12 protein-coding genes and 1 pseudogene are annotated in these 12,719 nt (G+C 71.2%); 3 read left to right on the top strand and 10 right to left on the bottom strand.

All coding sequences use genetic code 11. From position 1 onward, the window contains the following. Nucleotides 1-11: 11 nt before the first annotated feature. The 3 genes from AB0F56_RS22340 to AB0F56_RS22330 all read right to left on the bottom strand — a co-directional run bounded on the left by AB0F56_RS22340 (nucleotide 12) and on the right by AB0F56_RS22330 (nucleotide 3,687). Entirely contained in the window at nucleotides 12-1,910 is a 1,899-nt protein-coding gene (locus tag AB0F56_RS22340; RefSeq protein WP_362012388.1) for an amidohydrolase, read from the bottom strand. 84 nt (nucleotides 1,911-1,994) lie between these two features. Then, nucleotides 1,995-2,717: a GPR1/FUN34/YaaH family transporter gene (locus AB0F56_RS22335; RefSeq protein WP_362012386.1), complete on the bottom strand. Its 723-nt coding sequence runs from the start codon at nucleotides 2,715-2,717 to the stop codon at nucleotides 1,995-1,997. Then, on the bottom strand, nucleotides 2,710-3,687 hold the full coding sequence (locus AB0F56_RS22330; protein ID WP_362012383.1) for an alpha/beta hydrolase: 978 nt from the start codon (nucleotides 3,685-3,687) through the stop codon (nucleotides 2,710-2,712). The genes AB0F56_RS22335 and AB0F56_RS22330 overlap by 8 nt, the downstream gene beginning before the upstream one ends. Nucleotides 3,688-3,898: 211 nt before the next feature. Between AB0F56_RS22330 and AB0F56_RS22325 the strand changes: the two genes are divergently transcribed. Beyond that, nucleotides 3,899-4,933: an AraC family transcriptional regulator gene (locus AB0F56_RS22325; protein ID WP_362012380.1), complete on the top strand. Its 1,035-nt coding sequence runs from the start codon at nucleotides 3,899-3,901 to the stop codon at nucleotides 4,931-4,933. 22 nt (nucleotides 4,934-4,955) lie between these two features. Here AB0F56_RS22325 and AB0F56_RS22320 read toward each other — a convergent pair whose 3' ends face one another. After that, entirely contained in the window at nucleotides 4,956-5,129 is a 174-nt protein-coding gene (locus AB0F56_RS22320; RefSeq protein WP_362012377.1) for a hypothetical protein, read from the bottom strand. On the opposite strand from AB0F56_RS22320, the gene AB0F56_RS22315 reads away from it, so the two are divergent. Further along, the gene (locus AB0F56_RS22315) at nucleotides 5,130-5,369 is read left to right on the top strand and encodes a hypothetical protein (protein ID WP_362012468.1); all 240 of its coding nucleotides are present in this window, start codon (nucleotides 5,130-5,132) and stop codon (nucleotides 5,367-5,369) included. Continuing rightward, nucleotides 5,348-5,437: pseudogene (locus AB0F56_RS22310) on the top strand (DNA-binding protein); the annotation flags it as partial. The gene AB0F56_RS22315 and the pseudogene AB0F56_RS22310, both read left to right, overlap by 22 nt. A 140-nt stretch (nucleotides 5,438-5,577) precedes the next feature. Here the strand turns inward: AB0F56_RS22310 and AB0F56_RS22305 are convergent. The 6 genes from AB0F56_RS22305 to AB0F56_RS22280 all read right to left on the bottom strand — a co-directional run bounded on the left by AB0F56_RS22305 (nucleotide 5,578) and on the right by AB0F56_RS22280 (nucleotide 12,611). Beyond that, nucleotides 5,578-6,379, bottom strand: a protein-coding gene (locus AB0F56_RS22305) for an IS5 family transposase (protein ID WP_362012455.1) whose coding sequence is annotated in 2 segments (ribosomal slippage) — nucleotides 5,578-6,054 and nucleotides 6,056-6,379 — 801 coding nt in all. Because the reading frame shifts where the segments join, the coding sequence is not laid out codon by codon here. A 179-nt stretch (nucleotides 6,380-6,558) separates the two neighbouring features. Then, nucleotides 6,559-6,912, bottom strand: a complete 354-nt coding sequence (locus AB0F56_RS22300; protein ID WP_362012375.1) for a DoxX family protein — start codon at nucleotides 6,910-6,912, stop codon at nucleotides 6,559-6,561. After that, the gene (locus tag AB0F56_RS22295; RefSeq protein WP_362012372.1) at nucleotides 6,909-8,876 is read right to left on the bottom strand and encodes an acetoacetate--CoA ligase; all 1,968 of its coding nucleotides are present in this window, start codon (nucleotides 8,874-8,876) and stop codon (nucleotides 6,909-6,911) included. Before AB0F56_RS22295 ends, AB0F56_RS22300 begins: the two co-directional genes overlap by 4 nt. Continuing rightward, nucleotides 8,873-10,450, bottom strand: coding sequence for a bifunctional 3-(3-hydroxy-phenyl)propionate/3-hydroxycinnamic acid hydroxylase (locus tag AB0F56_RS22290; protein ID WP_362012369.1), 1,578 nt, complete (start codon nucleotides 10,448-10,450; stop codon nucleotides 8,873-8,875). The genes AB0F56_RS22295 and AB0F56_RS22290 overlap by 4 nt, the downstream gene beginning before the upstream one ends. A 9-nt stretch (nucleotides 10,451-10,459) precedes the next feature. Then, nucleotides 10,460-11,437 carry a fumarylacetoacetate hydrolase family protein gene (locus tag AB0F56_RS22285; RefSeq protein WP_362012367.1) on the bottom strand — a complete coding sequence of 326 codons (978 nt, stop codon included), beginning with the start codon at nucleotides 11,435-11,437 and terminating at the stop codon, nucleotides 10,460-10,462. Between the two features lie 28 nt (nucleotides 11,438-11,465). Further along, nucleotides 11,466-12,611: a VOC family protein gene (locus tag AB0F56_RS22280; RefSeq protein WP_362012365.1), complete on the bottom strand. Its 1,146-nt coding sequence runs from the start codon at nucleotides 12,609-12,611 to the stop codon at nucleotides 11,466-11,468. Nucleotides 12,612-12,719 lie beyond the last annotated feature (108 nt).

Here is a 12,719-nt window from a genome sequence, read left to right as displayed (position 1 = left end):
GAGATCTCGGGTCAGAGCACGAAGCAGGGGTCGAAGGCCCGCGACGGCTCCTCGGGAGCGAACCCGCGTACGACCCGCCACCGGCGGTGCCGCTCCGATTCGGCGGCGGCCTCGGCCAGCAGGTCTGCCTGGCGGGCCCCTGTGGCCGACGGTGGGAGCGTCCCCTGGTAGCCGCCGTAGTGGGCGACCGGGCTCCAGTCCGGGCTGACGGGCGGCAGCGCTTCGTCCAGGCCCTCGTAGGTGTCCGCGGCGTAGACGATCCGCCCGCCGGTCACCGTCAGGACGGACTCGATGTGCGGGATGTCCCCGGCCGGGACGGTGAGGTAGTCGTGCGAGAGGACCGCGAAGTCCGCGAACCGACCCTCTGCGAGGACCCCCTTGTCCGCCTCCTCCCCGGTGAGCCGCGCCCCGCCGGCCGTGTACAGCTCCAGGGCCTGTTCACGGGAGACGAGCTGCTCGGCGGGACGGAGGGCCAGGTTGCCGACGGTGCGGCCGGTGACCAGCCAGTGCAGTGCCACCCAGGGGTTGTACGAGGAGACGCGGGTGGCGTCGGTACCGGCGGCGAGGGGGATCCCGGCGCGCAGCATGTCCGCGATGGGCGGGACCGTGCCGGCAGCCTGCTTCCCGTACCGTTCGGCGAAGGCGCGGCCCTGGAAGGACATCCGGTTCTGGACCGAGATGCCGCCGCCGAGGGCGGCGATCCGTTCCAGGCTGTGCGGCGAGACGGTCTCGGCGTGGTCGAACAGCCAGCGCCGGCCCGCCGGGAACAGCCCTTCGGCTGCGAGCCTCTCGAAGACGGCCAGGTCCCGGCGGATGGTGTCGTCGTAGGTGGCGTGCAGTCTGAAGCCCCAGCCGTGCTCGGTCAGGAGCCGGACCGCCTGCTCGAACTCGCCCTCGTAGCCGTCCGTGAGTTCCGGCCGCGGTTCGGAGAAGTTCTCGAAGTCGGCGGCCGCCCAGGTCAGGTTCTCCCCCGCGCCGTTGAGGCGCAGCCACTCGTCGCCGTCGCCGGGGCGGACGGTCTCGGTCCAGCGGCGCAGGTCGGCCAGTTCCTGGCCGGCGGTCTGCGGGAAGAGGTGGTAGCCGATGCGGACGCTGAGCTCGCCGGCCCGGGCCAGTTCGGTGACCGTGGCGTAGTTCTCCGGGAAGTTCTGGAACCCGCCGGCGGCGTCGACGGCCGAGGTCAGGCCGAAGCGGTTCAGCTCGCGCAGGAAGTGCCGGGTCGAGGTCCGCCTGTCGGTCTCGTCGAGGGCGGGTGCCTTGGCCAGCGTGGAGTAGAGGATGAGCGCGCTGGGCGCGGCCAGCAGCAGGCCGTTTGGCTCTCCGGCCCGGTCCCGGACGATCTGACCGCCTTTCGGGTCGGGGGTGTCCCGGGTGAAGCCGGCGGCCCGGACGGCGGCGCGGTTGAGGATCGCGGACTGGTAGAGGTGCAGGACGAACACGGGTGTGTCCGGTGCGGCAGCGGTCAGTTCGGCCGGGGTCGGCATCCGCCGTTCGGCGAACTGGTCCGCGGTCCAGCCGCCCACGACCCGGACCCACTGACCCCGCGGAGTACGGCCGGCCTGCTCACGGAGCATGGCCAGGGCCTGCCGCAGCGACGGTACGCCGTCCCAGCGCAGCTCCAGTACGTAGTTCAGGCCGCCGCGGATGACGTGCAGGTGGGAGTCGTTGAGCCCGGGGACGACCCGGCGGCCGAGCGCGTCCACGACCCGGGTGCCCGGTCCGACCAGACCGGCGATGTCCCCGTCGTCGCCGAGGGCGGTGATCCGGCCGTCGCGGACGGCGAGCGCCGTCGCGGACGGCCGGGCGGGGTCTTGGGTGTGTATCTTTCCGTTGCGCAGGACGAGGTCGGCGTGTCCCCCGTCGGGTGATCCGTGGGCGGGGGTGATCCCGCCGACGGGCATGCTGGTCATGGTGCTCGCTTTCGATGCGTGGCGACGTCGGGGGCCGGAGTGCGGGCGTACGGGGCCGGATGTGAGCGGCCGGACGTCGGCCGGTCAGAGGGTGCGCCGGACACCGGCCTGGCGTTCGAGGTCGCGCAGCTGCACGGACAGGTCTCCCACGACGGCGTGGTGGGCCGGGCCGCTGCGTCCGATCGGCAGGACCTCCTCGCCGCGCATGTCCTCGAGCATCAGCGCGAACGCCGTGTACAGGGCGACAACCCCGAGCAGCAGCCCGAGCCACCCGGAGAGGACACCGGCCCAGTCGGCTCCGGTGAGGTTGGCGACTGCCGCGACGGCGAACCGCGGCACGGCCGTGCACAGGACCAGCCACAGGGCCCGCTTGCGGCCCGCCACTGACGCCATCAGCAGGGCGAACAGGGCGAAGACGGCGTTGAGGACGCCCAGCACCCGGATGCCGTCCGGCGGATCCGTCGCCAGGGTCAGCGAGGTCGCCAGCCACAGGCCGGAGAAGCAGGCCATCAGGGTTGCCGCCACCACGTCACGGGCACCGAAGGCGAAGGCGGCCACGAGCAGCTGGAGCACGAAGGCGGGCAGGATCGCCAGGCCCACGGCCCGCCGACCGCCTTCCTCGAAGACGCCCAGCTGGAAGCAGCCGACGATCACCGACGCGATGGCCACGGTGTAGAAGCCGAGCGGCATCGGGGAGGCGATCGGCCGCAGGTTGATCCGCGTCATCCCGCGCAGGTCGGGCTCGAAGCGCCGGCCGGCGCCGAGCGGATCACCCTCGCCGGCCGTCTCCGTCGTCGGCTCAGGCATCGGCCAGTGCTCGCCGGAGCGTGGCGACGGCGAGGTCGATGGCCGCCTGGGCGGCGTGGGTGCCGCGCAGGGCGTTGAGCATCACGAAGTCGTGGATGATGCCCTGGTAGCGGACGGCGGTGACGTGTACTCCGGCGGCGCGCAGCTTGTTGGCGTACGCCTCGCCCTCGTCGCGCAGCACGTCGGCCTCGGCGGTGACCACCAGGGCCGGGGGCAGGCCGGCCAGCTGCCCGGTGGTGGCCCGCAGCGGGGAAGCGGTGACCTGGGAGCGCTCGTTCTCGTCGGTCGCGTACTGGTCCCAGAACCACTGCATGCCGTCGCGGCGCAGGAAGTACCCCTCGGCGAACTGCCGGTACGAGCCGGTGTCGAAGGAGGCGTCGGTGACCGGGTAGAACAGCACCTGCTGGACCAGCGGCAGACCGCCGCGCTCCTTCGCCATCAGGGTCAGGGCGGCGCTCATGTTCCCGCCGACCGAGTCGCCGGCCACCGCGATCCGGGAGGCGTCCAGGCCGTGGTCGGCGCCGTCGGTGACGATCCAGCGGGCGACCGTCCAGTTCTGCTCGATGGCCACCGGGTAGCGGTGTTCGGGGGACAGGTCGTACTCGGGGAAGACCACGGCCGCGCCGGCCCCGACGGCGAGTTCGCGCACGAGGCGGTCGTGGGTGTGGGCATTGCCGAACACCCAGCCCGCACCGTGGATGTAGACGACGACCGGGAGCCGCCCCGCGGCGCCGGCGGGGCGGACGATGCGGGTCCGGACCTCTCCGGTGGGCCCCCCGGGTACGGTCACCCACTCCTCGTCCACCGCGGGCAGGTCGACCGGGCCGGACTGCACCTCGTCGACGGCCTTGCGGCCCTCGGCCGGCGGGAGCTGGAACAGGAACGGCGGCTTGGCGGTGGCCCGGGCGAACTCGGCCGCGGCGGGCTCCAGGACCGGGGTGACGGGGGTGTACGGGTACTGGTCGGTCATGATCCGGCCTCTCACTCGGGACGGGCGTGCCGCGGCGGCGATGACGCCGCCGGACACGGCTCCCGCACTGGAACTGCGGCAGCCGTTCCGAAAGCTAGATGCGATCGAACGGGGCAGGTCGCCCCTGGGTGCACGGATCTTGCCTCTGCGTGCAGAGTCTGCCCCGGGCGGTCGCCGCCTGCCCGAAAATGACCTGTGGGACGAACAACGGATGCGGGAGGGGCGGGACTTCGTGCTGCTGCTGGACTTGGCTGCCTTCGCGCCGAAGGACCGGGTGGACGCGTTCCACCACGCGCTGAACGACACGTCGGTACCGAACGATGTTGTGCACGAATCTCCCGAGGAGGGGATCCGCGCCCGGTTCGAGACGTGGCGGGTGGGCTCGCTGGACCTCTTCGACGTACGGAGCACGGGGTTCGAGGTCCGGCGGACAGCACGGCACGTGCGCCGGCACCGCGAGCGTCCCGTGGTCTCGGTCTCGCTCCAGACCACGGGCGTCCACCGGGCCGAGAACGCAGGTGAGCGGTACCTCCTGGGCCCGGACGACATCAGCGTCTTCCACGAACTCACTCCTCGCCGGTACGGGTGGTCCGGCGAGGCGGCCTCCTGGGCCGTCACCATCGACATGGAGGACCTCGGGGTGCCGGTCGACACGGTCGCGAGGGCCTCCCTACGGCTGCGGAGCAGCCCGGTCCACGGCCTGGTCCTGGCACACCTGCGCGCCCTGAGGCGAGACCCCGGCGGCCTGGAGAAGGACCCGGGCGCCGCCGCCGTCGGCACCGCCACGACCGACCTGGTCCGGGCCCTGCTGACCTCGGCGGCGCACGACGCGGAGGACCGGCGTGTCCGCGCGGTCATGAACGACTCCCTGACCCACCGGATCATGGCCTACACACGCAGCCACTTGACCGACCCCGACCTTTCTCCGGACCGCATAGCGCACGCACACGCCATCTCCAGGCGCCAGCTCTACGCGGTCCTCGGCCGGGCCGGCATCAGCCTGGGGCAGTGGGTGATCTCCGAGCGACTCGAAGCGGCATGCCGCCTGCTGACCTCCCCGCGGCACGCCGGCCTCCCCGTGTCGGCCGTGGCGGCCCGCTGCGGATTCACCAGCCCCAGTCACTTCACCCGCCGGTTCCGTGCCGCCTACGGCGTCACACCACGCGAATGGCGGCGCCACCGGATCCAGGACTCGTCACGCACCCCACCGGACGCGCCCCCGGACACGATCCCGCCCACGGCCTGATGACCTCTCGGCCGGCCGACGGCTATGCGGAGGCATAACGCACCCACGCGTCCGTGAGGCTCTGCAGCGTCGCCCGAGTGACACCGCTGCCCTCCAGGTGATCCGTGAAAATCTGCAGCCGGTCGGGCCCTTCGGGCCAGTCCGGATCAGCAGCAGCCAGCCTGGCGAGTTCCCCGACCCCGTCCTGGTCCGTCACGTGCCCCAACAGCCACGCCGTGAACTCACCCACAGGTCCATCCCCGCATCCGAAATCCCCACCAGCGGCATCTCTGTCTCCCTCACGGCCGGCACCCTGCAAGCGATCCGTGAGCGGGTCGGCAAGCGTGGCGTGTCCGCCTTCCTGGAGAAGGCCGCGCAGCGGCAGATCGAGCGCGACAACCTGGACGATCTGATCGCCGACTTCGACAAGACCCGCCCGGCCGCGTCACGATCCTGACGTCCGACGTCGAGGACATCACCATGCTCACCACCGACCACCCACGCGTGACCGCCGAGAAAGCCTGAGTCGCGCCGGTTCGCCGGGCGCGGCGTGACGCGTGCCCTCCGGATCTGCCACCAAGACGTTCCCGGCAAGCGTGAACCGATGGTGTCCTGCCCTGCTCGGCCGAGGCGACGACATTCGGAGCAAAGAGCTCGTAACACGATCATGGTCGACGCTTCTTGAGGCGTCTCCAGCAGATGAGGCTGCAGGCCAGGGAGACAAAGGCGTCGTGGAGTTCGGTGCGGCGTTCCCAGCGGACAGCGAGGCGTTTGAACTGGTGGAGCAGGGCGAAGGTCTGCTCCACCACGTAGCGGAGCTTGCCCAGGCCCTCGATGTTCGTGGCACCTCTGCGGGAGATGACCGGCAGGATCCGGCGCTTGCGCAGTTCGCGGCGGTTGGGGTTGGAGTCGTAGCCCTTGTCGCCGAGCAGCGCCTCGGGGCGTCGGCGGGGACGGCCGGGACGGCCGGGACGGCCCGCAACGGGCGGGATGCCGTCGACCAGGGCGAGCGTCTGGGTGACGTCGTTGACGTTGGCCGCGGTGGTGATGACCTTGAACGGGGTGCCGCGTCCGTCGCAGATCAGATGGTGCTTGCTGCCCGTCTTGCGCCGGTCGACCGGCGACGGACCGGTGTCGGCTCCCCCTCTTTTTCGCGCGGACATGGGAAGCGTCGACGCACGCTCTGGACCAGTCCAGCTCGCCGGCCGCGTTCAGCTCGGCGAGCAGAATGCGGTGGAGCTGGTCGAAGACCCCGGCCTTCTGCCACCGGTCCAGACGCCGCCAGCAGGTCTGCCCGGAGCCGAACCCCAGCTCCGAGGGCAGAAGTTGCCAGGCTATGTCGTTGTAGAGGACGAACAGGATGCCCTGGAGGCAGAGACGGTCCGGCACCGGCCGCGGCTCAGGCGACCTCTCGGGCCAGGGCGGCAGCAGCGGCTCGATCAGCGCCCACAGGTCATCGTCCACGATCCACGGCCGTGTAGTCGCACCATCCCGAACGGCCGAATCGTCACACCGGTCACGGCTGACCAGGACTCTTCAGCAAGATCGTGTTACGAGCTCAAAGCCGGCCGAGCAGACGGAGGACGGTCCGTGATCCGTCGGGGGCGACAAGGTCTCATGCGTCGCGACGGCGCACATTTAGGACATCAGCCGGCTGCGACCGTCGCCCCGGCGTACGCCACCGCCGTCAGGGCCAGGACGGCGGCCGGTAGGGCCCGCATGGGCGGGTCGCCGTGGCGCAGGTGGACCACTGCGGCCGCGGTCATGAGCAGCGCGAGCCCGACGCCGGCGGCCATCCCGAGTGGGGCGGAAGCCAGTCCGAGCAGCAGTCCGACGGCTCCGGCCACTTCCAGGGTGCCGACGACGCGGTAGAGGCCCGGTGACATGCCGAGGTGTGCTGCCGCCTGCCGCATGAACGGCACCGCGGCGATCTTCCCCAGTCCCAGCGGGAGGAAGACGAGGGACAGTACGGCGGCGAGGGTGACCTGTGCGGTGGTCACGCCGGCCGCCTCCGGCGTTCGGCGCCCAGGCGGGCGAAGTGGTCGATGAGGTCGGGGGCGTCCACGGCTGCCGGGTTGACGACCTGCTCGACCGGGGCGCCCTGGAGGAGGCGCTTGACGGGGACTTCGAGTTTCTTGCCGGTGCGGGTGTGCGGGATGCCGGGGACTTCGAGGATCTCGTCGGGGACGTGGCGGGGTGAGGCGCCGGTCCGGATCGCCTCCTTGATCTTCTCGCGGAGCGGGTCGTCCAGGGTCGCGTCGGCTGCGAGGACGACGAACAGGGGCATCCAGTAGCCGCCGTCGGGTTCTTCCGCGCCGATGACGAGGGCCTCGGTGATCTCGGGGAGGCGTTCGACGGCGTCGTGGATGTCGGCGCTGCCCAGGCGTACGCCGTTGCGGTTCAGGGTGCTGTCGGAGCGGCCGTGGACGATCACGGAGCCGTGTCCGGTGACGGTGATCCAGTCGCCGTGCCGCCAGGCGCCGGGGTGGGAGGAGAAGTAGGCGTCGCGGTAGCGGGTGCCGTCGGGGTCGTTCCAGAAGTACAGCGGCATGGACGGCATCGGGCGGGTGACGACCAGTTCGCCCACCTGGTCCACGATCGGGAGGCCCTCGGCGTCGTACGCGGCCAGGGCCACCCCGAGATGAGGTGCGGACAGCTCCCCGGCCCAGACCGGTGTGTTGGGGGCGCTGCCCGCGAAGCCGGAGACGACGTCCGTGCCACCGCTGGTGGACGCGAGCAGGACGTGGTCGCCGACGTGGTCGCGGACCCAGGGGTAGGCGGAGGCCGGCAGTGCAGAGCCGGTGCAGCCGACCACGCGGATCGACGACAGGTCGTGTGCCGAGGGGGCGATGCCGTACTTGGCCATGCCCAGCAGGTACTGGGGGCTGGTGCCGAAGACGGTCACCCGGTGGCGCGCGGCCAGCTCCCACAGGACGTCGAGCCGGGCGAAGGGTGCGGGGCTGCCGTCGTACGTACAGGTCGTGGCGCCGGTCAGCAGGGTGGAGGCGACCAGGTTCCACATCATCCAGTGGGTCGTGGTGTACCAGAGCAGACGGTCGCCGGGCCCGAGGTCGGAGTGCAGGCCGAGGGTCTTCAGGTGCTCCAGCAGGACGCCGCCGTGACCGTGGACGATGCCCTTGGGCAGACCGGTGGTGCCGGAGGAGAACACGACCCACAGGGGGTTATCGAACGGCACCGGCGTACAGGTGAGTTCCTCGGCGCGGGTGGACGCGTCCTCCCACGGCACCACCAGCGACGGGAACGCTCGCGAAGTCCACGGCAGGCCCACGTGGTCCACCAGCAGCGTCGCCTTCAACGTCGGGAGATGCGCGGCCAGTTCACCGGCGGCCTCGCGGCGGTCGTGGGTCGTGCCGTTGAAGAGGTAGCCGTCGGCGGCGATCAGGACGGTGGGTTCGAGCTGGGCGAAGCGGTCGGCGGCGGCCTTGGGGGCGTAGTCCTGCCCGCAGACCGACCACACCGCGCCCAGGCTCGCGGCGGCGAGGAAGGCGACGATGGCGTGCGGGGTGTTGGGCAGGTAGCCCACGACCCGGTCCCCCTTGCCGACGCCCAGATCGCGCAGTGTGGCGGCGACGGAGGCGACCTGGGCGCGCAGCCGGCCGCCGGTCACCTCGTGACTGGAGCCGGTCTCGTCGAGGGCGATGATCGCCACGGCGTCGTCGGTGAGGTTGCGCAGGGCGTGATGGGTGTAGTTGAGGGTGGCGCCGGGGAACCACCGGGCGCCCGGCATCCGCTCCTCGGCCAGCACCTGCTCGTACGGGGTGTCGGACTCGATGTCGAAGTACTCCCACACCGCGCGCCAGAAGCCTTCCAGGTCGGTGACCGACCAGTGGTGCAGGGTGGCGTAGTCGGTGCCGTCGAGCCCGGCGTGGCGGGCGAAGTCCATGATGCGGCTGTTCACGACGGCCTTGGGGTCAGGGGTCGTGAAGGGGTCCGGCCTGGTCATCGTGTGGCGCTCCTCAGCAGGCTCTTCTCGGCGGTCTGTTGGAGGGGGAGGGTGCTGCGCGTGGTGTGCAGGAGGTCCGCCCAGGCGGCGGTGTCGGTGAAGTCGTGCCTCCCGGCCGGAACGACGTCCATGACGACGCGGTCGGGGCGCAGCAGGACGGCATCCACCCTGCCGGCGCGCAGCCAGGCCGCGAGAGTGCCGTCGTCACCGAGGCCGGTGACAGGGATCGTCCGGGCGCCGAGCGCGTGGGCGAGGGCGTTCAGTGCGGGCCAGGGTTCGGCGGCGGTCAGGACGGTGAAGGAGTCGCCGAGCAGTTCGTCGAGGCGGATGCGCCGTCCGTCGAGTGCCACCCATGGTTGCGGGCAGTGGGTGCCCGCGAGGCCCCTGCGCATACGGCGCCGGACGAGGGGCCCGGCGGTCAGGGACGGGCTGAGGTCCCGGCCCGCCGCCGCGGTGAGGCCGGGTATGCGGCAGGCAGCGGCCAGGATCCTGCGGCGTAGTGCGGCGGCGCCGTCCTGGCCGCCGGTCATGGCCCAGCCCATGGCGACCGCGAGCCGGATCACATGCCGTGCGTGCGGCTTGCGCTCGCTCTCGTACGTGTCAAGCAGCCGCTCGTCGCCGCCCTGGCCCAGGACGCGGGCCAGCTTCCAGGTGAGGTTGTAGGCATCACGCAGGCCCGCGCACAGCCCCTGCCCGATGAACGGCGGGGTGAGGTGGGCGGCGTCGCCGAGGAGGAAGACTCGTCCGCTGCGCCACCGGTCGGCGATGCGCGCCCGGAAGGTGTACTGGGTCTCGCGGACGATCTCGAAGTCACCGTCGTGGGAGGGTGGCATCCATGGGGCGATCAGCTCCCGCACCGGTTGCCGCTCGTCCTGCAGCCGGAACTCCCAGCGGTAGCGGTCTTCGCCGACGCGCATGAAGGTCGCCGGGCGGTGTGGGTCGCAGACCTGGTCGACGCCTTCCCAGCAGCGGACGTCGGCGTTCGTGCGGACGTCGACGACGGTCCATCGTTCCTCGAAGCGCAGGTCCTCCCATGTGGCGCCGATGGCGTCGCGGGTGAGGCTGTTCGCCCCGTCGCAGCCGAGGACCGCCTCGGCCCACAGTTCGTACTCTCCGTCGTCGTCGCGGTAAGTCACGCGCACGGGGCCGGCGGTGTCCGGGCCGACGCCGGTAACCTCCACGCCGCTGCGCAGTTCGCATTGCGGGTTCCGGGCGAGGGCTTCGCGCAGCAGTCGCTCCAGCTCGGGCTGGTCGAACATGCTGGTCTGCGGGTAGCCGTGATGACCGTGCTCGGAGCGCCGGAACTCGGCCATGACCCGGTGCCGGGCGTCCAGCAGCCGCAGTCCGTTCGCGGGGCGGGCTATCTCTGCGAACTCCTCCCCCACGCCCGCGGCCTGGAGGATCCTGCGGACCTCGTCGTCGGTGGCGACGGCGCGCGGGAGCGGGTAGACGTCCCGGTGGCGTTCCAGGACGACGGTGCGCACCCCGCGCCGGGCGAGGAGGAGGGCGGCGGTCACGCCCACCGGTCCCGCGCCGATGATCACCACGGGTACCTGCTGTTCGGTGCGGCTCACCTCAGGTCCCTACTTCGCGTCCGTGACGGAGGTTCGCTGCTCGCCGAGGTCGATCCGGCCGTCCGGGGTCGCGATCGTCGCCGTGATCACGTCTCCCGCGTGCAGGTAGTGCGGGTTCTTCGCCTGGGACTTGAAGAAAGCCTTCCACTTCAAGGCGGGCGGCAGCAGTGCGCCAACCTTCTCGACCGGCTTCGGCGGGGCCTTGAGGGCCGTGCCGCCGGGCGTGCCGGTCAGGAGCAGGTCGCCGGGGTCGAGGGTCTGGAAACGGGCCAGCAGGGTGAGGGCCTGCGCCGGGCGGACGATCATGTCGGCGAGGGTGCGGTCCTGGCGCAGCTCGCCGTTGACGGACAGCTTCAGCCTGAGGTCGAGGAGATGGACGAAGTCCTCCGGCTCCAGCAGGGCGAGGTACGGGCCGGTCGGTGTGAAGGTCGGGTAGGACTTGCTCTCGTAGAACTGCGTCTTGGTCAGCTGGACGTCGCGCGCGCTGATGTCGTTGGTGACGACGAGCCCGGCGACGTACGACGGCAGGTCCCGCTCGTCGACCGTGGTGCCGATGGGCAGGGTGGCGCCCATGACGAGCCCGAGTTCGACCTCGTAGTCGAGGAACTTCACGTGCGAGGGCCGTACGACGGGGTCGCCGGGTCCGCTGACCGACCCGGACGCCTTGCGGAAGAAGGCGGGCGGGATGTCGCCCGTGAAGCCCGAATCACGGGCGTGACTCCGGTAGTTGACCATCTGGGCGACCACCCGGCAGGGGGTGGTGACCGGCGAGAGGACGGCCAGGTCGGCGACGGGCGTGCCCGCCTCGGTCGAGCGAGCCGCCTCTCGTACGGCGTCACGATCGGCGATCAGCTCGGCGGTGGTGGTGGCCTTGGTGTCGACAGGGATGGCCCGGTGGATTGGGGTCTCCCCTGCTCGAGCGGAGTCGAGAGCTTGGGGACGGACGACCCACCATCCGTCGGCGGTGCGCAGGACGTTGGTGCTCATGTCAGTACCTTCGTGAGGGGGGCGGTGTTCAGGACTTGGCGGCTTTGAGCAGGCCCAGCAGGCGCGCCGGGTCCATCTCGTTGTCGCCGCGCAGGGCCTGGATGACGTCGCGGACCCGCTGCGGGGAGGGACTCGCGCCGAGGAAGTCACGCGTGGCCGGTGGACCCCACTGGGCAAGACCGCTGGTCGACATGGGTGCCCACCCGGGCTCGACGCCGCTGGAGAACAGGTCGCCGTCGGCGAAGTGCTCCAGCATGAAGCGGTCGGGGTCGCGCCAGTAGTCGAAGAGCTGGCTGCCCTGGATGTGCCGGCCGACGCCCCAGCTGCGCTGGTATCCGCGTTCCTTGAGGTATTCGCCGCCGACGGCGATCGAGTCCAGGTCGGTGACCTGGTAGGCGGAGTGGACATAGCCGGTCCCCGGTCCCAGGTGCATGGCCAGCGTGTGATGGTCGGCCGGCACGCTGCCGAGGTCGCAGCGGATGAACGCCATGGTCGGGCCGCGGTCGCGCTGCCCGTCCAGGAAGAGGAAGTCGGACACGATCATCCCCAGCGTGTCCAGGTACCAGTCCAGGGCCCGGCCGAACACGCGGGTCTCCAGGACGACGTGGCCCAGCCGCTGGATCCGGGACGGCTCGCGCGGCGGGCGCTGCGTGGTGTTCGTACGACGATGGTCCGTACCGAAGTTGAGCAGCAGCGGCAGCTGCTCGGGCAGCGCCGGCAGCTGCTCGCCGCAGTGCACCACCCGCACCGGGAAGCCAGACGGATCGAGCAGGTCGACCGTCTTTCCGCCGCCGGGCACGTCCGCGTCACGCACGTCGGAACCGGTGGCCCGCGCCAGCCGGTCCAGATCGGGACGCTCCGCCGCACGGAACGCCGGGCCGATGAAGCGGGACGTACGCCCGCGCCGGATCACCATGCACGGCGAGCCGGCGAACGTGCCGCGCAGCCACAGCTCGCTGTCGGTGCGCGCGGCGATCTGGAAGCCGAAGTCCCGGGCGAAGACCTCGGCTCGCTCCAGGTCAGGCTTCTCGAACTCCAGCCAGGCCAGGTCCGCGACCTTGATCACGGGATTCCGGGAGCGGCCGGGATGCTCGCCCCTCAGGGCTCCCTGTTCGCTATGCAGGTCCTGGTGGGCCGTTTTGGCATCGGCCCCGTGGACGCGGGTCTCAGACATGGTGCCCTCCGAGCAACATTGCCGTAATGAGGAAATCATCAACTTTGACAGTTCCGTCGTCAAGATGCTCCCGGCTGGAAATGATGGATTCATCAGAACTGCAGTCGT

This window comes from Streptomyces sp. NPDC026092 (assembly GCF_040638605.1).
GTDB lineage: Bacteria > Actinomycetota > Actinomycetes > Streptomycetales > Streptomycetaceae > Streptomyces.
Note: the sequence above shows the minus strand (reverse complement) of the source record. Positions and strands in the feature narration are given on the sequence as shown.

Excerpts from the sequence above, each read along its gene's own strand:
- AB0F56_RS22325 (WP_362012380.1), top strand. The coding sequence starts at position 3,899 with ATGCGGGAGGGGCGGGACTTCGTGCTGCTGCTGGACTTGGCTGCCTTC.
- AB0F56_RS22280 (WP_362012365.1), bottom strand. The coding sequence starts at position 12,611 with ATGTCTGAGACCCGCGTCCACGGGGCCGATGCCAAAACGGCCCACCAG.
- AB0F56_RS22295 (WP_362012372.1), bottom strand. The coding sequence starts at position 8,876 with ATGACCAGGCCGGACCCCTTCACGACCCCTGACCCCAAGGCCGTCGTG.
- AB0F56_RS22340 (WP_362012388.1), bottom strand. The coding sequence starts at position 1,910 with ATGACCAGCATGCCCGTCGGCGGGATCACCCCCGCCCACGGATCACCC.
- AB0F56_RS22335 (WP_362012386.1), bottom strand. The coding sequence starts at position 2,717 with ATGCCTGAGCCGACGACGGAGACGGCCGGCGAGGGTGATCCGCTCGGC.
- AB0F56_RS22330 (WP_362012383.1), bottom strand. The coding sequence starts at position 3,687 with ATGACCGACCAGTACCCGTACACCCCCGTCACCCCGGTCCTGGAGCCC.
- AB0F56_RS22285 (WP_362012367.1), bottom strand. The coding sequence starts at position 11,437 with ATGAGCACCAACGTCCTGCGCACCGCCGACGGATGGTGGGTCGTCCGT.